Source organism: Lederbergia sp. B243.17 (assembly GCF_057657925.1).
The window spans coordinates 21195-42635 of sequence record NZ_JBWBKF010000089.1 but is presented as its reverse complement, the minus strand read 5'-3'; the positions used below and the strand labels follow the sequence as shown (position 1 = coordinate 42635).

The window sequence follows — 21441 nt, the reverse complement described above, 5'->3', positions numbered from 1 at the left end:
GGGGGAGTGTCATTATGAAAAATAAAGATTTTCAAATTCTAATTTATCATCCGATTCCAGGGGAAGCGGATGCCTATGCGGATATTATCCGGGCGGAGGGCTTTTCTTCGATAAAGACCGCCTTCAGCCGGGAAGAGGCGGAGAGGGAGCTCCCGGGAACGGAAGTGATTTTGGCATGGAAGTTTCCGGTCGACTTATTGCACGGAGCTGGTGCGAAAAAGGTTCGCTGGTTCCAATCGATGGGGGCGGGAGTTGATGACCTCGCAGTCGAAGGAGCAATTCCCGCTACGATTGAGCTGACACGGGTTGTCGGCCAGTACGGGGGCTATATTTCGGAGTATGTTTTTGCGTATTTGCTCTCTATCGAAAAGGATCTTCAGCAAATGAACATGGCCCAGGAAGAAAAACGCTGGGCACCATTTTTGACAGGAACGCTTGAAGGAAAGGTGATCGGGGTAGCAGGCCTTGGGTCAATCGGAGAGGAAGTTGTCCGCAAAGCGCGCGCATTTGATATGAAGGTGCATGGACTCAGCGCGAGCGGCAAGAAAAAGGAGATTGTCGATGTTCACTTTGGGCAAGACCAATGGGCGAAGTTTGTAGAGGAACTTGATTACCTGGTTCTCACCTTGCCGCTGACCAAAGAGACCCGCCATATCCTCAATAGGAAAACCTTACTGAATATGAAAAAAGACGCCTGTCTTGTCAATGTCGGGCGCGGGGCTCTCATTGAAGAAGCGGATTTGGCAGAAGTGATGGCGGGCGGTCATTTGCGGGCAGCTGTGCTGGATGTTTTTGAGCAGGAGCCATTGCCGGCTGACCATCCATTTTGGACCTTGCCGAATGTGCATGTCACACCGCATATTTCCGGCCCGAGCACAGCGGAAGGGGTAGGGCGTTATTTTGCAGACAACTTGAAACGGTATTTAGAAGGACAGCCGCTGAACGGTGTGGTTGACCGGAAACAGGGATATTAAATAAGGAAAAGCCTCCACTCTTTGCTTCAGCGCAGAGTGGAGGCTTTTTTTCATGTCCAGTTGCGGGCGGTAGGGGCTCGAGGTCATAAGGCGAGAAAGGATAAAGGCTGGAAATCGCCTTTTTCCTTTCTCGCCTTATGCTTGTCGCCCCTGACCAACCGCCCTCGCTTTTAGTTAATGAAGTTGATCAGGTTCGGAAATCTGGCTTAGTGCTTCTCCTGCTTCATTGATGTGGATATCTACCGTAGCAAGGTCCCCGATGGCGCAGATGCCGACAAGTTCCCCGTTTTCTACGACCGGAATTCTGCGGATCTGGTTGTCCGACATCAAGCGGGCGCACTCGTGGACATCAGTATCGGGGGAGCAAGTAATGACATTGCGTGTCATGTAATCATGGCAATGAGCTGAGGAAAGATCCTGCCCATCAGCCACTCCGTTAATGACGATGTCGCGGTCAGTAATCATTCCAACGACTTGTTTCCCTTCACATACAGGTATCGCACCACAGTTAATTTGGCGCATCAATTGAGCTGCTTGGACGACAGTGTCATGGGGAGCGCACACTTTGACGTCTTTCGTCATGGCTTCGCGTACAGTTGTCATACATATCACCTTTTTCTCTTGATTTTTACGTCGCTTGTAGCTTTTCACCGGTCGGCAATATTATTCATTCCCCCCCTGGTGTAAATGTCAGAAATCTCTTGACAGCGAAAGATGAAAGGGTTATCTTTTCGTTAGAGAAAACTTTTAGTAAAACTTTACTTAAAGAATCGTCAGGGGGACTTATTTTGAATTTTCAAAGGCTGGAAAAAATGTTTGCAGAACAGTTTGGACAGAAAGCTAATCGGTTTTTCTTTGCGCCTGGGCGGATCAATTTGATCGGGGAGCACACGGATTACAACGGAGGACATGTATTTCCATGTGCTATCACCTTTGGCACATATGCCTTCGCCAAAAAAAGAACGGACAATCGGGTGCGGATGTATTCGGCCAATTTTCCTGATAAGGGCGTTCTCGAGTTCAAAGTCGATGAAGAGCTCCGTTATGAACAGAGCGATGATTGGATGAATTACCCTAAAGGGATGTGCCATTTTTTTAAAGAGGCTGGATATCCGATTTCCTCCGGGCTAGATGTGCTGTACTTCGGTAATATCCCGAATGGTGCGGGGCTATCTTCTTCCGCGTCAATCGAGCTTGTGACGGGTGTTATGCTGGAAGAACTGTTCAAGCTGGAGATTGACCGGATTGAACTTGTGAAGATCGGCAAGAAGGTTGAAAACGAATTTATTGGCGTGAATTCCGGGATTATGGACCAGTTCGCAATCGGCATGGGGAAAGCGGAACGAGGTATTTTGCTTGACTGCAATACCCTCGAGTACCGATACGCGACCCTGGATATGAAAAATCATAGCATTATTATCATGAATACGAACAAGCGGCGTGAACTGGCAGGCTCCAAATACAATGAGCGGCGGAGCGAATGCGAGCAGGCCCTGTCCGAGCTGCAGAAAGTGAAACGGATCGGGTCGCTCGGGGAACTGACCGGGGAGGAGTTCGAGGAACTGAAACATGAAATTAAAGACGAGACCGCGAGGCGCCGGGCAAAGCATGCCGTCTACGAGAACCGTAGGACATTGGCGGCACTTGATGCGCTTCAGTCCGGTGATCTCGAGGAGTTTGGCAGGCTGATGAATGAGTCGCATGTGTCGCTCCGGGATGACTACGAAGTGACGGGAGTCGAGCTTGATACGCTGGCGGAAGCAGCTTGGAAGCAGGACGGGGTGATCGGCGCCAGAATGACGGGAGCAGGGTTTGGCGGCTGTGCAATCGCCATTGTAGAAAATGATGCGGTCGATCATTTTATTGAAGAAGTCGGGGACGCCTATCGAAAGAAAATCGGCTATGAAGCGAAATTTTATGTCGCGAGCATCGGCGATGGGGCCCGGGAAATTACTGAGGAGGAGGCAGCAATATGAGTTTATTGGTATTGGGAGGAGCAGGATACATCGGCTCCCATGCAGTTTATCAGCTGATCGATAAGGGAGAGAAGGTTGTCGTCGTCGATTCATTGCAGACCGGTCATAGGGAGGCGGTCCATCCGGAAGCGGTGTTTTATGAAGGAGACATTCGTGACAAAGCCTTTCTCCGCTCGGTTTTTGAAAAAGAGAAAATCGATGCTGTTATCCATTTTGCGGCCAATTCACTCGTCGGCGAGTCGATGGAAATCCCGCTCGTCTATTTTAACAACAACGTATTCGGCACCCAGGTCCTACTCGAAGTGATGAATGAATTCGATGTAAAGCATATTGTCTTTTCCTCGACGGCGGCTGTTTACGGCGAACCGGAGGCAATCCCGCTTACCGAAAAGATGGCGGCACACCCTGAGAGTGCCTATGGCGAAACGAAGTACATGATGGAGCGGATCATGCACTGGTGCAGCGTGGCATATGGCATCAAATTCGTGTCGCTCCGTTATTTCAACGTGGCGGGTGCGCGAGAGTCGGGGGAAATCGGTGAAGATCACAACCCGGAGACGCATCTTATCCCTGTCGTTCTGCAAGTTCCACTCGGCAAGCGCGAAAAAATCATGATCTTTGGTGAAGACTACGATACGCCTGACGGAACGTGCATCCGTGACTACATCCATGTAGAGGACTTGATCGAGGCACATCTGCTCGCCATTGATTATTTGAAAAATGGCGGAGAGAACAATGTTTTCAACCTGGGTAGCAACCAAGGCTTTTCAGTGAAGGAGATTGTCGAAACAGCGAGAAAAGTGACGGGGCACCCTATTCCTGCTGAGGTAGGGAAACGACGGGCAGGTGATCCAAGCATCCTCGTCGCTTCGTCCGAAAAGGCACAAAGAGTGCTCGGCTGGAAACCGGGCAGAACTGAAATCGACAAAATTATCGAAGATGCGTGGAATTGGCACAAGGATCATCCTGAAGGATATAAACGATAAGGAAGTGGCGGCGACATGGGGATTTTTGATACAATTCGGCAATTGGCGGATGCAGCGGAAGCAGTGCAACTAATTGAAGCGGAAGATAAAATCTATGCAAGAAACCGGATTCTCTCAATTTTACAACTCGACGAATATGTTCCTCAGGGAGAGCAGGAGATCGAACGAGGCGACATCCCAGGCCTTCTCGATGAGATTGTGGCGTATGCAGCGGAGCAGGGGATCATTGGCGATGCAGATTATGAAGAAGAGATGCTGACAAGCCGGATCATGGACTGCTTTCTCTCAAAACCAAGTGAAATCAATCAAGTTTTTTATGAAAAATACAAAGTAGATCCGAAAGCTGCTACCGATTATTTTTATCAGCTGAGTCAAAACAGCACGTACATTCAGATGAGAAGGCTTGCGAAAAATATCCGCTATAAAGTGGGCACGGAATACGGTGAGCTCGACATTACGATCAATCTGTCGAAGCCTGAAAAGGATCCAAAGACGATTGCGCTTGAGAAAACGGTGAAAAAGCTGGGCTATCCAACATGCCTGTTATGCGTGGAGAATGAAGGATACGCCGGAAGAATCGGTCATCCGGCACGGGCCAATCACAGGATGATCCGGGTCAACCTTGAGAGCGGAAACTGGCTATTCCAATATTCGCCATACTTGTACTACAATGAGCACAGCATCCTGCTTGCCGAGGAGCACCGCGACATGAAAATCAGCCGCCGGGCCTTCTCGAACCTGCTTGAATTCACCGGGAAGTTCCCGCACTATTTCATTGGATCAAATGCAGATCTGCCGATTGTCGGCGGCTCGATCCTTTCTCATGACCATTACCAGGCGGGACAGTATACATTTGCGATGGCGGAAGCCGAGGAAGAGCATTCGTTTGCCCTTGATGCTTTTCCGGATGTGCAAGCGGCAACGATCAAATGGCCGATGTCCGTCATCCGGCTGAGAGCGGAAAGCAGGGAAACGCTAGCAGATGCCGCAGAAATGATTCTTGATAAATGGAAAAGGTACAGCGATCCAACTGTTGGCATTGAAGCGTTCACCGGGCAGACGCCGCATAACACGATTACACCGATTGCGAGAATGCGGAATAATTTGTATGAGCTTGACCTTGTGCTGCGGAATAACCGGACAGATGAAGCGCATCCGCTCGGTATTTTCCATCCGCATGAAGATGTCCAGCATATTAAGAAAGAGAACATCGGTCTGATTGAAGTGATGGGGCTTGCTGTCCTGCCGGCGCGTTTAAAAGACGAACTGCGGGAAATCGCCAACATGCTGGCCGGCAAGCAGGCTGACGTCGCCAGTTATCATCTGCCGTGGGCAAAGGAGCTTGCGGAAAAGTATCATGGCATTATAAGTGAAGAAGAGGCCGAGGAGATCATCCGCCAGGAAACAGGCAAGAAATTCCTCAGGGTTCTTGAAGATGCCGGTGTTTTTAAACGGAACGGGCAAGGCTCCGAAGCTTTCCGGAAATTTATTACTGCTTTGAATGGGTGAGGTGGAAGGATGAAGATCAAGAAAGAGCATTTTGGAGAAACAGTGGACGGAATAGTGAAAAAGTATACGATAGAGAATGAGAGTGGTTTTTCCGTTTCCTGCTTGAATTATGGTTGCATTATTACGGAAATTCTTGCGCCTGACCGGGATGGAAAGCTGGAAAACGTGGTACTCGGATTTGACAATATCGAAGATTACGAGCAGCATTCACCATACTTCGGAGCAGTTGTGGGCAGGGTGGCCGGCCGGATTGGTGGAGCGGAGTTCGAGCTGAACGGGAAAAGTTATCATTTGGCGAAAAACGAAGGGGAAAACCAGCTCCACGGAGGGAAGAAAGGGTTTAGTGACGTCATTTGGAATGCGGAAGAGCTTGCCGACGGTATCCGCTTTTCCTATTTCAGTGCGGACGGGGAAGAAGGCTATCCAGGCAATCTGAACATCACCGTTACCTATACGGTTACGGACGGGAACGAGCTGGTCATCCGGTATGAAGCAGAATCAGACGCGGATACATTGCTCAATGTGACCAATCATTCCTACTTCAATTTATCAGGGAGCGCAAAGCGCGATATACTGGACCATGAGATAAAGATTGCAAGCGACCGGTTCGCTGAATTGGATAGGAGCCTGCTTCCGACCGGCAACATGCTGGACGTTACCGGCACCTCATTCGATTTCAGAGAGGGGCGGAAAATTAGGAGCGCCCTATCTTCAGACCACCCGCAGCATGCGATTGCAGGCCGGGGTTATGATCATCCATTTTTGTTGAACAAAGAAAGGGAAGTGGAGATTTCAGTTTCCGACCATGAGAGCGGCAGGATGCTTGAGATTGAGACAGACGAGCCGGGTGTTGTCCTGTATACGAGCAACCAGCTGGAAGATGACTTTTTACTGCAGCAAGGTGTGCAGTCACGGCCATTTCTCGGTATCTGCCTCGAAACTCAGGGGCTGCCGGATGCTATCCATCATCCACATTTCCCATCCTTTATGTTGCCGGCTGGACGCAAGTTCCTGTCGGTCACTAAATATTCGTTCGGGATAACAAACTAAAGGAGTCGTGATACGTGGCAACGATCAAAGATATAGCGGAAAAGGCGGGCGTGTCGATTTCCACCGTTTCGAGAGTGCTCAATTATGATTCGACCCTGTCTGTCTCTGACGAAACGAAGAAGCGGATTTTTGAAGCTGCGGAGGATTTATCTTACAAAAAGCGGAACAATCGACGGACAGAGGCGCAAAAGAAGATCGCTTTCGTCCACTGGTATACAGAGAAGGAAGAACTGGACGACCTGTATTATATGTCAATCCGGCTTGGGGTAGAAAATCGCTGCGAGCCGCATGATGTCCAGCTCGTCAAGTTTTTCCAGGACTTTGAAGACCAAGAGTTGGACAACGTCGAAGGGATCATTGCCGCCGGAAAATTCAGCTCTGAGCAGGTTGAAAGGCTTTCCGGCATTACAGAAAACCTCGTATTCGTTGACTTCTCACCAGAAGATGACGTTTTCGATGCCGTTGTTGTTGATTTTGAAAAAGCGGTCAAAAAGGTGCTAGATTACTTTATCGAAAAAGGGCATCAAAAAATCGGCTATATCGGCGGACAGGAAGTGTTCAAAGGGACGACGGCAAGCATTGAGGATCCCCGGGAAAAAACATACAAAGCCTACTTGCAGGAGAAAGACCTGCTGGATGAGAGATTCATCTACACTGACCGATTTACGGTAGAGGGTGGCTATAAGCTGATGAAAAAAGCGATCAGCGAGCATGGAGACGATTTGCCGACTGCCTTTTTCGTCGGGAGTGATTCAATGGCGATCGGCTGCCTCCGCGCGCTCCATGAAGAAAAAGTGGAGGTGCCTCAACGGGTTTCAATTATCGGGGTCAACGATATTAGTGTTTCCAAATACGTGTACCCGCCGCTAAGCACGGTGAAAGTATACACAGAATTGATGGGGGAAACAGCTGTCGACCTGCTGATGGAAAGAATCAGCGGTGAAAGGACAGTCGCCAAAAAGATATTCATCTCAACCCAATTAGAGATTAGGGAAAGCAGCTAACAGCGGGATGCGGAGTATGTACCGCATTCCTCCTGTTATTTTTAGGAGGGAAAAGAATGGGCTGGCAAGCAGTTTATGAAAAATGGAACACATTCGGCGGTCTCGACCCACTGCTGAAAGCAGAGCTTGATGGTATCGCTGGAGATAACGTGCAGCTTGAAGATCGTTTTTGCAAGGTGCTCGAATTCGGCACTGCGGGAATGCGCGGGGAAATCGGCGCGGGCACGAACCGGATGAACGTATACACTGTAAGAAAAGCGGCTGAGGGGCTTGCGCGCTATATCGAAGCGAACGGCGAGTTGGCAAAGCATCGTGGAGTGGTCATCGCCTATGACAGCCGCCATCAATCCCCGGAATTTGCTCTGGAGGTGGCAAGAACGGTCGGAAAGCACGGGGTGAAGGCTTATTTGTTTGATGGGCTGAGGCCGACGCCAGAGCTCTCTTTTGCTGTCCGTTATTTATATGCTTTTGCCGGTGTTGTCATCACGGCAAGCCATAATCCTCCTGAGTACAACGGCTTCAAAGTGTATGGGCCGGACGGCGGCCAGCTGACACCGGATGTCGCAGATGAACTCGTCCGGTATGTGGACGGCGTGGAAGATGAATTGCTGATCGAAGCTGCAGATGAGGAGGAGCTTGTTTCAAGCGAAGTCCTTACCTATATCAGCGAAAGGGTCGACAAGGCTTACTTGGCTGCATTGAAAACGACACAGCTTGATTCAGAGCTCGTCAACCGGGTCGCCGATTCACTGAAAATCGTCTACACTCCGCTGCATGGAACAGGGAATCTGCCGGTCCGCCAAGGGCTCGAGGCATTCGGCTTTAAAAATGTGGAAGTTGTAAAAGAGCAGGAGCTTCCAGATGCCGATTTTTCGACCGTCACCTCGCCGAACCCGGAAGAACGCGACGCACTGGCGCTTGCAATTGAGTACGGCCACCGGTTTGATGCGGACCTGCTAATCGGAACCGACCCGGATGCGGACAGGCTTGGGGCCGCGGTGAAAAATGCAGAAGGAGAGTTTATCGTACTTTCCGGAAATCAGATCGGCGCCCTCCTGCTCCATTACATCCTTCTAAAAAAGAAAGAAAAAGGAACCTTGCCGGAAAACGGCGTCATGCTGAAAACCATCGTCACGTCTGAACTCGGCCGTGAGATTGCCCGCTCCTTCGGCGTTTCTGTTATCGATACATTGACAGGCTTCAAATTCATTGGTGAAAAAATCGCCGAATTTGAACAAAGCGGCGAGCATGCCTTCCTCTTCGGCTACGAAGAAAGCAACGGATATCTGGCAGGAGACTTCGTGCGCGACAAAGACGCCGTCCAAGCGGCTGTCCTCTTGGCAGAAGCTGCGGCATACTACAAAGATAAAGGGCAAACACTCTATGACGGTTTAATGGAAATCTATGATCAATACGGCTATTACACAGAATCACTGCAATCCTTGACACTGAAAGGCCAGGCCGGAGTCGAGGAAATTGCCCGTATCCTCAACAACTGGCGCGAAAACCCGCCAGCGAGCATTGCAAGTATCGAGATTGCGGTCATGGAGGACTACCTTTCCGGAGAGCGCAAAAACATGCGCACGGGTGAGACGGAAACCATCGATTTGCCTAAATCAAATGTACTTAAATTCCACCTGGAAGACGGCTCCTGGTTCTGCGTCCGCCCATCCGGCACAGAACCGAAAGCCAAATTCTACTTCGCCACCAAAGCCGACTCCCCGGAAAAGAGCCGGGAACTGATAGAACAACTGGAAAAGGATGTAATGGCGTATTAAGTGCGGAGGTGCCTTGTTTAGCCCCGACAAGCATAAGCCGAGCCGGGAAGAAGGCGCTTTTTGCCTTCCTCCCGACTTGGCTTATGACCTCGAGGGGCTAGGCACCGGAGCCGGATAGATTAAGTGCGGAGGGCGGCTGACCAGGAGCGACAAGCATAAGGCGGAAACAGGGGAAGGCGCTTTTGGCCTTTCACTGTTTATGCCTTATGACCTCGAGCCCCTGCCGCCCGGAGCCGGATAAATTAAGTGCGGAGGTGCCTCGGTTAGCCCCGACAAGCATAAGACGAGCCGGGAAGAAGGCGCTTTTTGCCTTCCTCCCGGTTTGGCTAATGACCTCGAGGGGCTAGGCACCGGATCCGGATAGGTTAAGTGCGGAGGGCAGCAAGTGCTTAGACACCTGAAAGATCATCTTTTCGAATTCTTCCGGTGTCAAAGGGTGTGATAGACACGTGAAGTTTCGCCTTTTCGAATACCTCCGGTGTCAAAGCGTGTGATAGACACAGGAAGTTTCGCCTTTTCGAATACTTCCGGTATCAAAGAAGAAAGCAACAATTTTTTTCAAGGTTCCCAAGTCTTTTTATCTCGATCTGGTAACTTTTTCTCCTCTTTCACCGTCAAATAGGGAAAGGAGGGGAGCTTGTGTGAAAAAATGGTGGCTTCCGATAATTGCATTTGTCTTAATTTTTTCACTGGCGGGCTGCAGTTCAAGTGAGTCGAGTGATACAGCGAAAAGCATAGAGATGGATTCAGCTGCAGGTTCCGAGTCTGAGGCGAAACAGGAGATGGCAGCCGATACGGCAGAGACTGTGGAAGACGACCAGGTCGTAGGGAAAGAAAGAATGGTTATCCACCGGGCGACCCTCGAGCTGAACGTCAAAGATTTGGAGAAGGATCGAAAGGAAATCGAAGAAAAGACGGCTGGATACGGGGGATACATTGTCGAATCGAATGTATTCAGAGATGATCGGGAAATGCTCAGCGGCATGATGGTGATCCGGGTTCCAGAAAAGCATTTTAAGCGTCTGCTTGAAGATGCTGAAAAAAGGGCCGAAAAGGTAGTAGGGCGGAATGTTTCAGGCGAAGATGTCACCGAACAATATGTCGATCTCGAATCCCGCTTGAAATCGAAGAAGGCGGTGGAGGAGCGGCTGCTTGATTTCATGAAGGATGCCCAGAAAACGGAGGATCTTCTTAAAATTTCTGCTGATCTTGCGAAGGTCCAAGAGGAAATCGAAGTACTTACCGGTAAAATGAAGTACTTGGAGAACCAGACCGCATTTTCGACCGTAGAAATTCATATGACAGAAACCCGGGTCGTCGTGCCAGGAGTAGATGGGCAGAAATTGGACACTTGGGAAAAGACGAAAAAGCAGCTCGCCGTCTCTTTGAATTTCTTGCTTGCAGCCGCTTCAGGCATTGTCGTTTTCTTCGTTGGAAACTTGCCGATCTTCGTGCTGCTCGGATTGATGGGAGCAATGGTATACGGTTTTGCAAGGAGAAAGAAGAAGAGGAGAGAATAAGAATGAGAGCGGGTGGGATTATGCCTGTCCGCTTCCCCATTTTTGAACTAGGCAACGGGATAGGCGATATTCAAGGTTCGCTTGACGCCGGTGAATTAACAGAACTATTTATTGAATTAATGAAATATATGAAAAAGTATTGAATTTCTTTTGAAAGCTTGTCGGTAAGAGCTTTAGTGGAAGGCGCATATTACATAACCGGGAAAAAATCCTTGGAGAAGGAGAGAATCATTTGAAAAAAGCGCTTGGAATTGATATAGGCGGAACAAAGATTGCTGCGGGGATCGTAACAGAAGAAGGGGAGTTGCTTTATCGCTTTGAAGTGGAGAGTGATCCCTCAGATAAAAATAAAATGTTCGAGAAGGTTGTCGAAGCAGCAGAAAAGTCGCTGCAAGCGGCCTCCCTCTCTTGGCGGGATATCGACGGCATCGGAGCAGGTGTGCCGGGAAAGGTGGACCGACAAGCGGGCATCGCCGTCTTTCAGAATAACCTGCCTTGGGCGGGCTATCCAGTGGCCGAAAAACTGCGTGAATATACTGGGGTCGGCCGTGTTGTCATTGATAATGATGTATATGTGGCCGCATATGCAGAATGGAAGGATGCCAAGGCGGGGCATGACGAGACCTTTGTTTATGTGACGATAAGCACAGGCATTTCCTGCTCGATCATCCATAAAGGGGAGTTTTTCAGGGGAGCAGGATTTGCCGGTGAACTTGGACTTGTGCCCGTGCTGTCCAAAGCGGCCGGAGGAGAAAATCAGCCTCTTGAAAAAGTGGCGGCCGGACCTGCAATTGGCCGGGCTGCGAGTGAATGGACCGGAGAAGCAATTGATGCGAAGGCATTGTTCCGCAGGTTTAAAGAGGGAGACCTTCAGGCAATAGAGGTGGTTCGGGAAGTCGCAGATAACATTGCGCAAGGGCTGTACTCGATCTCCTCCCTGCTCGACCCGCACCAGCTTGTATTCGGTGGAAGCGTCATCGTAAACAACCCTTTTTTGCTCGAAATGATCAAAGATCGTCTAAAAAACTATCAATTGCCTGAACAGCAGCATCTGCTCAACAGGATGAGCATCAGCTGCCTAAAGCAGGATAACGGTGTTGTCGGCGCGGGATTGTCTGTCTGGGCATCAGCAGAATGAAAAGCGGCCAGCCCGTTTTCCCCAGGGAAACGGTTCTGGCCGCTTTTTCGATTATTCGTTATCGTGTTTCCAGTACGTATCTTCATTTTTCACCGGGCAGACCGGAAAGTCTTCGCCGTCTTTGAAAGTCGCTTTTTCTCCGGATTGGCAAATATAAGTGCCTTCTGCCGGCACACCCTGGCCGGTCCGGTACAACCGTTCATCTTCCTTCATTTCCAACCCTCCAATCGTCCTTTTACTATTTGCCTTTTAGCAGATTTTACTCCGTACAATACCCGATATTTTCCCCGTTCAATCCGATTCGTTATAATGAGTGCAAGAGTAAATGGAATAGAAGGGGGAAAGCAGATGAGGATTCTAGTCGTGGGCGCCGGGGCAATCGGCGGTTATTTTGGGGGAAGGCTTGTGGAAAAAGGGGAGGACGTCACATTTCTTGTCCGAAAAAAACGCCGCGAGTCGCTCGAGCAAAAGGGGCTTGTAATCAAAAGCATTAACGGAGACTTTACTTTTCAGCCGAAAATGATTTCAACCGGGGACGAGGCGGATTCGTTCGATGCGGTATTGATTGCTACTAAAGCGTATCATCTTCAATCGGCCATCGATGATATCAGACCATATGTCGGTAAGGAGACGATGGTCGTCCCGCTGCTGAATGGCATAGCCCATATGGACGAACTGATTGCTGAATTTGGTGCTGATCGTGTAATTGGCGGAATGTGCTTTATCGAAACGACTCTCGATGACGAAGGAAGGATTCTGCAAAAAAGCCCGTCCCATGACCTGGTGTTCGGTGAACGGAACGGGGAGTCGACCGACCGCATCAAGGAACTGCGGGCTGCATTCGAAGGAACGAAGGCGAATTTCCGTTACAGTGAAACAATCTTGAAGGATATGTGGGAAAAATATCTGTTCATCGCGACATTTTCCGGCATTACCTCGCTCATGAGGGCGCCGATCGGCCCGATCCGTGCAACAGTTGAAGGAGAGTCGGCCATTAAGGATGTCATCGGAGAGCTGATTGCTGTCATGAAAGTATTGGACGCACCAATCACGGATGCTCTGCAGTCGGCTGTTTTCGACAAGATCAGCAGCATGGGAGAAGAAATGAAATCCTCCATGCAACGGGATATGGAAAAGGGGCTTCCTACCGAAGGAGACCATTTTTATCGATCGCTTCTCGCAGCTGCTGCGGAGAAAGGAATCGGGACACCAAAGCTTGCGCTGATTTATGCTAATCTGAAAGTATATGAGAAGGCCAGATTATAAAAGTTTTAAAAGTTGCAGTTGACTTTTCGGTATTGTCTGACTATACTTCATACTAAGTTCATTTTTCAATTGAATAGCGATTCTTATCAAGAGAGGCCGAGGGACTGACCCGATGACACCTCAGCAACCAGCAAATTATTTGTATGGTGCTAATTTCAGAAGAATACAATCTGTATTCTAAAGATGAGAAACGAATGCCGCATATAGCATGCCGAGCCTTCTCTCATCATACGGGAGAAGGCTTTTTCTATTGGAAAAAATTTTATCGGAAAAGAAAGGATGAGAGCAAATGAGCGAAATCGTCATCATATCGGGAAGCCCGCAACACCAATCAAGGTCTGAGCTTGTACTGAAATTTCTAGGTAAGCTGTTGGAGGAAAGAGGGATCAGCGTAACCCATTTGTCTGTCCGGGATGTGCCGCAATCAGTATTATTCGAGGCGGCTTATGACAGTCCGGTCATCGGGGAGATTGCTGAAAAGATCCGCAACGCCAAAGGGGTCATCGTCGGTTCCCCCGTATACAAAGCGGCGTATTCCGGTGTGCTGAAAGCGCTGGTCGATCTGCTTCCGCAGGACATTTTGGAAGGAAAGCCGATTCTTCCAATCATGACCGGCGGCAGCAAATCGCATCTTCTCGCATTGGAATTTTCGTTGAAGCCATTGCTGTCGACCTTGAAAGGGCAGAATCTGAAGGGCGTCTATCTGACTGATATTGACATCGATAAAGAAAGGCCGATTCCCATCCTCGATGTGGACACATTACAGCGGACGAAGAAGCAGCTCGGCTATTTTTTGGAGATCATTGAAAAGCAGAATCGTGAGATACCGGAATACTATACGATTTGAGAAGGCGCCGGTTTTTAATCAATTATGAGATCGACTGACAAATAAAAAATGTGTTTCCGAAGGCGGAATAAATGGATTTAACAAGGTGCCAGACAATAAAATTGATTTGAATCTTGTGAAGTATGCAGCTTTCTTCTTTCCCCAAAATCGGCATTCATGCTATCCTAATCTAAATTCATATGAAGAAGGGATCGGCATGAAGAAGAAAAAACTGCATAAAACGAATGCGATGCGAATTTTGGATGCAGCACATATCCAGTATGAGGTGCATGAGTATCCGTGGAAAGAGGACCGGCAGGATGAAGAAAATGCAGCAGAGACTGCGGGTTTACCGGTTTTCAAAACGCTTGTTGCAGTCGGTGATAAGACCGGTGTGATTGTCGCCTGCCTGCCTTCAATGAAGGAGATTGATCTGAAAGCGCTGGCCAGGGGAAGTGGTAATAAAAAGGTTGAAATGTTGCCGATGAAGGATCTGGAGAAAACGACAGGCTATATCCGGGGCGGCTGCTCGCCGATCGGCATGCTCAAAGCATACCCGGTTTTTATTGAGGCAGAGGCTGAAAATCTGGAAACAATGGTCGTCTCGGCAGGCAAACGCGGGCTGCAGATGGAGATCGCTCCAGCAGATTTGCAACGGGCAACAGGTGGAATGTTTACTGAGTTTGCGACAGAAGGATAGAGTAAAAGCGGCACTACCCTAGCAGGGGAGGAGCCGCTTTTTTCGTGTAGACCGTGGGCTGAAACTTTCTGCATGCTAAACCGTAAAAGAGGGAAAGAAAGGGGAGAGGAAGATGGCAATCACCAACTTTAAGGTAACCGTTACCCCGTCAGTGGCACGAGATATTATCGAACAGAAGATTTTGGAGCGGAATGTAAGCGGGACACTGGTGGACAGCTATACTCGCAAGACAGGCGAGCATGAGATCCATGTGCTGATCCTGGAAAAGTATTATATGAGATCCAGTAACCGTGCTTCCATCACTGCGACAATTGATAATTTTGATGGAACGACAAATGTCCATGTTGTTGCCGCCGGCAGTTCCGAAGGTGTCTTTTTCCGCTTTGATTGGGGAGCTGGGAAAAACTTTGCCGACAGCGTGCAGCAAGCATTAGAGCCCTATGTAATTTGAGGATAAGAAGGTGGATACATGTTTCAAATACCCGAATCGATTGCAGAACTTGGAAAAGAGAGGATTAAGGGCTTTCCGGTTGAGGGATTTGTCTATGGATCCGGTCCGGAACGGCCGGAAATCATGTTAATCGGCGAAGCGCCTGGGGAATTTGAAATCGTTGAAGGCATTCCCTTTATCGGCCGTGCAGGTAAGGAACTGATGAAGTCGCTGGAGTCAATCGGGCTTACCAGGGAAGATGTGTATATTACAAGTGCGGTCAGAAGCAGGCCATATAAATGGGGGAGCAAGAAAGAGAGAGACGGCACGATCGTAGAACGGAAATACAATCGTCCGCCAACCCAAAAAGAGATCCTGGCCCATGCCCCTGTTCTGGATTATGAAGTGGCCCATGTCAGGCCTAAACTCATTGTCACTTTGGGTAATGTTGGTCTTCAGCGCCTGCTTGGCAAGGAGGCGAAGGTGACGGAATTGCACGGGCAGCTTCTTAAAAAGCCGGTGCAATATTTGAAAGATCTGACGGACGTTGCATTTTCTTGGACAAGCGAACGGCATCTCATCGTTCCCACGTTCCACCCCGCCTCCATTTTTTACCGCCCCTCCCACCGCCCGGCCCTTGAGCAAGATTGGCAAAAAATCGGCGAAATTCTGCGAGGAGACTGACCTAGGGCGGATTGCTGTGGTCAGTCTCTTGAATTCCCTCTTTGAAGGCTCTCTCGCTGGTAGTCAGCGATTTGGCTATAGGATTCGGTCAGGCTGCGGGTGAGGCTTTGGAAGATGGGCAGCAGTTTTTGGTACGCTTCCGCAGTATGTTGTTCGGGTTCGTGCCGGTGGGTAGTGCCAATCATGCTGGCAGCCGCTTCCTCAAGTGAATCAATCTTTCCCGTAGAATAGAGCCCCAGTATACATGCCCCGAGACAGGAACTTTCAAAGCTTTCCGGGACGATCACTTCCAGATTGAAGATGTCAGCCATCATTTGCCGCCAAAGAGCCGAGCGAGCGAAGCCGCCGGTTGCCTGGATTTTCGTAACCGGTTCGTCCATACATTCAACCAGTGCGAGCAAGACAGTGTACAGATTGAAGATTACGCCTTCAAGTGCTGCTCTGATCATATGTTCTTTCTTGTGGGACAGCGTTAGCCCGAAAAAGGAGCCGCGTACATCCGGATTCCACAATGGGGCACGCTCTCCCGCAAGATAAGGATGGAAAAGCAGGCCTTCCGCGCCAGGTTTGACCCGCTCGGCGATCTTTGTTAAAACCTCGTAAAGGTCAATGCCAAGTCTTTTGGCCGTTTCGACTTCAGAAGAAGCCAATTCATCGCGAATCCAGCGCAGAACCATCCCGCCGTTGTTCACCGGACCGCCGATCACCCAATGGTTTTCTGTTAAGGCATAGCAGAAGATCCTGCCTTTTTCATCTGTCCGGGGTTGATCGATGATTGTCCGGATTGCTCCGCTCGTCCCGATCGTGACCGCCACTTCTCCTTTCTTGACAGCATTTACTCCAAGGTTCGATAATACACCGTCACTGGCGCCGATGACGAAAGGAGTCGAAGGGTTAATGCCGATTTGCTCTGCCAGCTCCTTGCCCATATCGCCAAAAACAGCTGTCGTCGGCACCGGCGTCGAAAGCTGATGAGACGTAATCCCTGCAACCGACAGAGCCTCCGCATCCCAATCCAGCTCTTCAAGATGAAACATTCCCGTTGCCGAAGCAATCGAATAATCGACTAGGTAGCGACCGAAAAACCGATGGAAGATGTATTCTTTGATCCCGATGTATTTTTTCGCTTTGGCGGCGATTTCAGGATGCTCCCTGATAAGCCAGGTGATTTTGCTTAAGGGAGACATCGGGTGAATCGGAGTCCCGGTCCTGCGGTAGATGCCATGGCCATCCCACTCATCCTTGATTTTCTGCGCCCATAATTCGCTTCGATTATCTGCCCATGTAATGCAACGTGTCAGCGGTCGGTCTTGCTCATCGATGGCAATCACGCTATGCATGGCACTGCTGAATGAAACAAACGACAGCTTCCCCGAACAGATTGCGGCGGCTGTGCTTTTCATCGCCAAGATGACGGCCTGGAAAATTTCCTCCGGATCTTGCTCCGCTGTAGAAATATCAGGTGTGTAGAGCGGATAGCCGATGTTTTCCTGCGCCGCTACGTCGCCTTTTTCGGTATATAATACGGCTTTTACACTTGTTGTGCCGATATCGACACCCATCATATAGTTCGTCAATTCAATTCCCCTCCCGTGAGTTGCTATCCCGCTGCTCCTATTATTATTCGATCGCTCGCATTAGGCCCATACACAACAGCAAGCTTAATCAACTAAAATGCTTATATACAAGTATGGTAACCGTATTCTCTTTTCGGTGACAGCCTTTTACAAAAGAAAGAAAAAAGAGGCCTGTCTCCCGCCCAGGAGTAGTGCGTTAAATCGGCGGAAAACAGCCCCTTTTATTTAACTTTGTGCCGAAACAGTGGCCCGTCAAATACGAATGTATGGTATTCTCCGGATTCCCCCATCGGGCAGGCGTCTGTTTGGGAGATGTCCTCAACAAACTGCTGATCGAGAATCCGGCCGACCCAATCGGCGGGGAGAATATCCTCTCGCACACGAATCACTTCCGCCTTATAACCTGCATCGATGAATGACTGCAAAGCGGAAAGCAACTTTGTCACATCGGTCCAAAGAGGGTACACAGCCTCCAACTTTGCCGATGAAGCGAGTTTTTCGCCCCAGTCGCGGTGACCCTGCAAATACAGGTCTCCAAAGGCGATTGCATCCAGATTGTATTTTTCTTTCAATACGTTTAATTGAGCGAGGAAATCCTCTGTATAGGAATCATATGTGCATCGAATGATCTCAAGTGGGATGCCGAGTGCTTGTGACTGCTGCTTGATTTTTTCCGTATCTTCGTCATGGGCAAAGGTGCGCCCAGTCTCTTCCGGTACGGTGGTCAGCAGGCATTCAACCTGTTGCCCGTCCTTTATCAGTTGGTGATAGGCCATGCAGCTATCTTTTCCGCCGCTCCATGACAAGGCAATATGTTTCAAATAAATCATCCTCTCACGAAAAAGTATACCGGTGCTTCCGTACGATAACAGGGGAGAAGTTGTTCCCGGTTCTGTTACCCCATTCCCGATAACTGCGAATCAGACCCCGGGCAGGAACCTCGATAGCAAGTAGGCTGTGGTAAATGCAGTAAGCATCGCAGCGGTGAAGATTGCATCCATTTTTGAGTAGGCGGTAGGGTAGAAGTAGGTGCGTTTGGCACCCATCTGGTATTGTTTCGCCTCCATCGCAACTGCAATTCGCTGTGCCCTGCGGATGCTCTGTGCAAACAACGGTACTGTATACAGCTTCAGTCTCTCATAGTAGCCCCGCACTCCGCCGGAAAAATCTATGCCCCGCACCTGCAGCGCATTCTTCCTTGTCTGCAGCTCCTCTGCCACAACCGGCAGCAGCCGGACGGAGGCGATAAAGCTATAAGCGTATTTGGAAGGCAGCTTGAACTGCTGCATCATCGCATAGAAGAAAAGAACAGGACGGGAGGTCAGCAAAAAGGCAAGCCCGAGAAATCCAAAGGAAAGTGTTTTATAGCCGAGCAGCAAACCGTAATAAAAACTCTCCTCAGAAATTTTAATCAGACCCCATGACCACCAAACCGTTTCCCCGCGCCCGAATAGCATCATTGTAACTGCCGAGGAAAAAAAGGAAAGTGCCATTGGCAGCGACAAAAGCAATAGTTTCCGGAAAGCATATCCGCTGTTTCCGTATAAAAGAATTCCATACATGATCATTTGATACAATGCAAAACTGTAATTCTGATTGAAAAGCACAACGAGCAAAAGAAAGAAAAACAACATAAATTTCAAAGCGGGATTTACGCGATATAACCATGTCTCCCTATTAGGTGTAAACCAATCTGCCAGCATCATCCCGCTCCTTTCCCGCCTGCTTTTTCACCAAAGCCAATTTTCCATCTTCAATCGTCCAAATCTCCGTTGCAAAATGTTCAACAATTTGCATATCATGCGTAACCATGACAATCGCGGTGCCGTTCCTGCGCAGCTCCTCTAGCTTTTCTAGCATAAGGAATGTATTCTGCGCATCCTGGCCGAATGTCGGTTCATCCAAAAGCAAGACGTCCGATTCCCGTGCAAAGGCAGTCGCCACGCTCAGCCGCCGTTTCTGGCCTGTAGATAATTGGTAAGGATGCCGCTGCCCGCTTACGGGAAGCCCGAACAGAGTGAGAAGATCTCGTACCTTCCGATCCGTTTCAGCTTCGTTCAAACCGGTCAAACGAAGCGAAACAGCGAGCTCCTCATAGACGGAATTGGCTATAAACTGGAGTTCGGGATTCTGGAAAACGAGCGCCAGTCCTTCGGGCAGTCTCTTTTTCTTTTTCCGCCAAATCAGAGGTTTTCCGTTAAGTTCATACAGTCCCTCTGTCCGCAAGAGCTGCATGAGTGAAAGGAGGAACGTGCTTTTCCCGGCACCGTTATCACCGATAATCGTAATCCACTCTCCTGCATCGATCTCGACATGAGGCACACGGATTTTCTCTGATTTTCCCCTGAATCCGGAAAAGTCCTCCAGCCTTACAACCGTCTTTAACTGTTCTGGGGCTGTGCTGCTTCCCAGTTCCAAGTATCGGGGGGAGTGGATGTAATCGTCCCAGACGCCGGGATACCAGATGCCATACTCAATCAATTCCTGCCTATGTTTGCTGAAAATCGTATCCGGCTCTCCATCGGCAATCACATCCCCATCATGGTTGAACAGCACGACCCGATCAACCCAGTCCGCAATCCTTTCAATCTTGTGCTCAACGATGATGACCGTTTTCTTATGGGTGACGTCTTTAACAGACTTCCATATTTGCTCGGTGCCTTCGGGATCGAGCAATGCCGAAGGCTCATCCAGAAACAATACGTCGGGCTCAAGAAGAAGTACTGAAGCAAGCGCCAGCCGCTGCTTCATCCCTTGGGAAAGTGTCTCGATCGGCGTATGCAGTTCAAGCGAGCCGAGTCCTGTTCGGTCCAATGCCGTTTTGATCAGCGGCTCCATTTCCTCTCTCGGCACTTGCAGGTTTTCAAGCACGAACGCGAGCTCCTCATCCACAAACGGCATGCAAAATTGCGTGTCCGGATCTTGAAAGACAAATCCCCATGAATCCGGCACCATGATCGATTCATATTTTAAAGGCACTTCAATCGAATGGGGGAGGATGCCGCAAAGCACCTGTAGAAGTGTCGACTTTCCGCAGCCGCTCGGACCAAGCAGCAGCACCTTTTCCCCTTGTGAAGCAGCAAAGGAGAGATCCCTAAAAACTAGGGAATCCTCTCCCGGAAATTTCAGCCTCAGATTTTTAACACTGATTTTCCTTTTGTTTTCCAAATTGAACACCTTCTACTTTGCGACCGGTCTGTCAAGAGCCTCATATTCTTCCTTTGCGACAGGCCGGATCAGATTGGTGACGCCCGTCTCTTCAAGTGCACGCACAATCAAGTATGCAAATACGCCGGTGAAGAGGAAGGCACTGACGACGCGCAGCCCATATTTTACAAACAGGGCCCATAGCTCCAAGTTGGCATATCCGTAAAAAAGATCGAGGAAAAAGCCGGCGAAACATGAGGCGATTCCTGCAAAACCGGCAACTGCCATGCCGAACCGCTTATAGCGGAAAGCTGCAAAAAGCAGCTCTGCGCCAAGCCCCTGGACAAATCCATAAATAAGCACTTCAATTCCATGGCCGATAAACGCTGAAAGTCCCGCTGCAGCTATGCTTGACAGCAAGGCAACACCAGGTTTGCGGATCAGCAGAAAGGCAAATGGCGCAACCATGAACCACATGCCATAGATAAGCTGGCGCGCAACGGGCAGCGCTGGCTTGATTACCGTGTATAAATCATCCCAGAATTTCATGATGATACCGAAAACAACACCGATCATGATAGTGATCAATAGATCGGTAAACTTTAACTTTTTCACCCATCCCAACCCCTTTTTCTTTGTTTTCTTACAAAAAAGGCCGTCTGAATGCACAGACGGTCGAGAAGGGGCCCCTTTATGATCAAAAAGATCAATTTCTCTACGCTGGCATTACCCAGATCAGATTAGCGGTCAGCAGCGGATTCATCTGCTATCTCAGCCTGATTCACTCAAGCACCCGGACGGACAATTATGTAATTAGCCCCAGTATATCGGAGTTCTATTGATATATCAATCCCTGTTTATAGTATACTTGCTTGA

General features: G+C 49.3%; 22 protein-coding genes and 2 riboswitches. Of the genes, 15 read left to right on the top strand and 7 right to left on the bottom strand.

Features of this window, described 5'->3' with window-relative positions:
• Positions 1 to 14 precede the first annotated feature (14 nt).
• Positions 15 to 974, top strand: a complete 960-nt coding sequence (locus AC0TWI_RS18835; protein ID WP_488127883.1) for a D-2-hydroxyacid dehydrogenase — start codon at positions 15 to 17, stop codon at positions 972 to 974.
• Positions 975 to 1148: 174 nt separating this feature from the next.
• Here the strand turns inward: AC0TWI_RS18835 and AC0TWI_RS18830 are convergent, their stop codons facing one another.
• Entirely contained in the window at positions 1149 to 1577 is a 429-nt protein-coding gene (locus AC0TWI_RS18830) for a CBS domain-containing protein (RefSeq protein ID WP_488127882.1), read from the bottom strand.
• 185 nt (positions 1578 to 1762) lie between these two features.
• Between AC0TWI_RS18830 and AC0TWI_RS18825 the strand changes: the two genes are divergently transcribed.
• The 9 genes from AC0TWI_RS18825 to AC0TWI_RS18785 all read left to right on the top strand — a co-directional run bounded on the left by AC0TWI_RS18825 (position 1763) and on the right by AC0TWI_RS18785 (position 11935).
• Positions 1763 to 2950, top strand: coding sequence for a galactokinase (locus tag AC0TWI_RS18825; protein WP_488127881.1), 1188 nt, complete (start codon positions 1763 to 1765; stop codon positions 2948 to 2950).
• On the top strand, positions 2947 to 3936 hold the full coding sequence (gene galE, locus AC0TWI_RS18820) for a UDP-glucose 4-epimerase GalE (protein WP_488127880.1): 990 nt from the start codon (positions 2947 to 2949) through the stop codon (positions 3934 to 3936). The genes AC0TWI_RS18825 and galE overlap by 4 nt, the downstream gene beginning before the upstream one ends.
• Before the next feature lie 15 nt (positions 3937 to 3951).
• The gene (gene galT / locus AC0TWI_RS18815) at positions 3952 to 5445 is read left to right on the top strand and encodes a UDP-glucose--hexose-1-phosphate uridylyltransferase (protein WP_488127879.1); all 1494 of its coding nucleotides are present in this window, start codon (positions 3952 to 3954) and stop codon (positions 5443 to 5445) included.
• A gap of 9 nt (positions 5446 to 5454) precedes the next feature.
• On the top strand, positions 5455 to 6495 hold the full coding sequence (locus tag AC0TWI_RS18810) for an aldose epimerase family protein (RefSeq protein ID WP_488127878.1): 1041 nt from the start codon (positions 5455 to 5457) through the stop codon (positions 6493 to 6495).
• A 14-nt stretch (positions 6496 to 6509) separates the two neighbouring features.
• Entirely contained in the window at positions 6510 to 7499 is a 990-nt protein-coding gene (locus AC0TWI_RS18805; RefSeq protein ID WP_488127877.1) for a LacI family DNA-binding transcriptional regulator, read from the top strand.
• 56 nt (positions 7500 to 7555) lie between these two features.
• Positions 7556 to 9277 carry a phospho-sugar mutase gene (locus tag AC0TWI_RS18800; RefSeq protein ID WP_488127876.1) on the top strand — a complete coding sequence of 574 codons (1722 nt, stop codon included), beginning with the start codon at positions 7556 to 7558 and terminating at the stop codon, positions 9275 to 9277.
• Between the two features lie 641 nt (positions 9278 to 9918).
• Complete coding sequence (locus AC0TWI_RS18795) at positions 9919 to 10797, top strand: DUF4349 domain-containing protein (protein ID WP_488127875.1); 879 nt, start codon at positions 9919 to 9921, stop codon at positions 10795 to 10797.
• 2 nt (positions 10798 to 10799) lie between these two features.
• Positions 10800 to 10940, top strand: coding sequence for a hypothetical protein (locus tag AC0TWI_RS18790; protein WP_488127874.1), 141 nt, complete (start codon positions 10800 to 10802; stop codon positions 10938 to 10940).
• 89 nt (positions 10941 to 11029) lie between these two features.
• Positions 11030 to 11935: an ROK family protein gene (locus AC0TWI_RS18785; RefSeq protein ID WP_488127873.1), complete on the top strand. Its 906-nt coding sequence runs from the start codon at positions 11030 to 11032 to the stop codon at positions 11933 to 11935.
• Positions 11936 to 11986: 51 nt separating this feature from the next.
• Here the strand turns inward: AC0TWI_RS18785 and AC0TWI_RS18780 are convergent, their stop codons facing one another.
• Entirely contained in the window at positions 11987 to 12148 is a 162-nt protein-coding gene (locus tag AC0TWI_RS18780; protein WP_488127872.1) for a hypothetical protein, read from the bottom strand.
• A 135-nt stretch (positions 12149 to 12283) separates the two neighbouring features.
• On the opposite strand from AC0TWI_RS18780, the gene AC0TWI_RS18775 reads away from it, so the two are divergent.
• The 5 genes from AC0TWI_RS18775 (at position 12284) to AC0TWI_RS18755 (ending at position 15841) form a co-directional block, all read left to right on the top strand.
• Positions 12284 to 13201: a ketopantoate reductase family protein gene (locus AC0TWI_RS18775; RefSeq protein WP_488127871.1), complete on the top strand. Its 918-nt coding sequence runs from the start codon at positions 12284 to 12286 to the stop codon at positions 13199 to 13201.
• An 80-nt stretch (positions 13202 to 13281) separates the two neighbouring features.
• Positions 13282 to 13391, top strand: a riboswitch (SAM riboswitch).
• Between the two features lie 99 nt (positions 13392 to 13490).
• Positions 13491 to 14048, top strand: a complete 558-nt coding sequence (ssuE, locus tag AC0TWI_RS18770; protein ID WP_488127870.1) for an NADPH-dependent FMN reductase — start codon at positions 13491 to 13493, stop codon at positions 14046 to 14048.
• A gap of 196 nt (positions 14049 to 14244) precedes the next feature.
• Positions 14245 to 14727, top strand: coding sequence for a Cys-tRNA(Pro) deacylase (ybaK, locus tag AC0TWI_RS18765; protein ID WP_488127869.1), 483 nt, complete (start codon positions 14245 to 14247; stop codon positions 14725 to 14727).
• Positions 14728 to 14839: 112 nt separating this feature from the next.
• A complete protein-coding gene (locus AC0TWI_RS18760) occupies positions 14840 to 15178 on the top strand; it encodes a DUF6054 family protein (protein WP_488127868.1) in 339 nt (112 codons plus the stop codon).
• A gap of 18 nt (positions 15179 to 15196) precedes the next feature.
• Positions 15197 to 15841, top strand: coding sequence for a uracil-DNA glycosylase (locus tag AC0TWI_RS18755; RefSeq protein ID WP_488127867.1), 645 nt, complete (start codon positions 15197 to 15199; stop codon positions 15839 to 15841).
• 20 nt (positions 15842 to 15861) lie between these two features.
• Here AC0TWI_RS18755 and gntK read toward each other — a convergent pair whose 3' ends face one another.
• The 5 genes from gntK to AC0TWI_RS18730 all read right to left on the bottom strand — a co-directional run bounded on the left by gntK (position 15862) and on the right by AC0TWI_RS18730 (position 21180).
• Positions 15862 to 17418, bottom strand: a complete 1557-nt coding sequence (gene gntK, locus AC0TWI_RS18750; RefSeq protein ID WP_488127866.1) for a gluconokinase — start codon at positions 17416 to 17418, stop codon at positions 15862 to 15864.
• A gap of 221 nt (positions 17419 to 17639) precedes the next feature.
• Positions 17640 to 18239, bottom strand: coding sequence for a Dph6-related ATP pyrophosphatase (locus tag AC0TWI_RS18745; protein ID WP_488127865.1), 600 nt, complete (start codon positions 18237 to 18239; stop codon positions 17640 to 17642).
• A 99-nt stretch (positions 18240 to 18338) separates the two neighbouring features.
• Positions 18339 to 19121: an energy-coupling factor transporter transmembrane component T family protein gene (locus AC0TWI_RS18740; RefSeq protein WP_488127864.1), complete on the bottom strand. Its 783-nt coding sequence runs from the start codon at positions 19119 to 19121 to the stop codon at positions 18339 to 18341.
• On the bottom strand, positions 19096 to 20595 hold the full coding sequence (locus AC0TWI_RS18735) for an ABC transporter ATP-binding protein (protein ID WP_488127863.1): 1500 nt from the start codon (positions 20593 to 20595) through the stop codon (positions 19096 to 19098). Before AC0TWI_RS18735 ends, AC0TWI_RS18740 begins: the two co-directional genes overlap by 26 nt.
• A 3-nt stretch (positions 20596 to 20598) precedes the next feature.
• A complete protein-coding gene (locus AC0TWI_RS18730; RefSeq protein ID WP_488127862.1) occupies positions 20599 to 21180 on the bottom strand; it encodes an ECF transporter S component in 582 nt (193 codons plus the stop codon).
• Between the two features lie 79 nt (positions 21181 to 21259).
• Positions 21260 to 21372, bottom strand: a riboswitch (TPP riboswitch).
• Positions 21373 to 21441 lie beyond the last annotated feature (69 nt).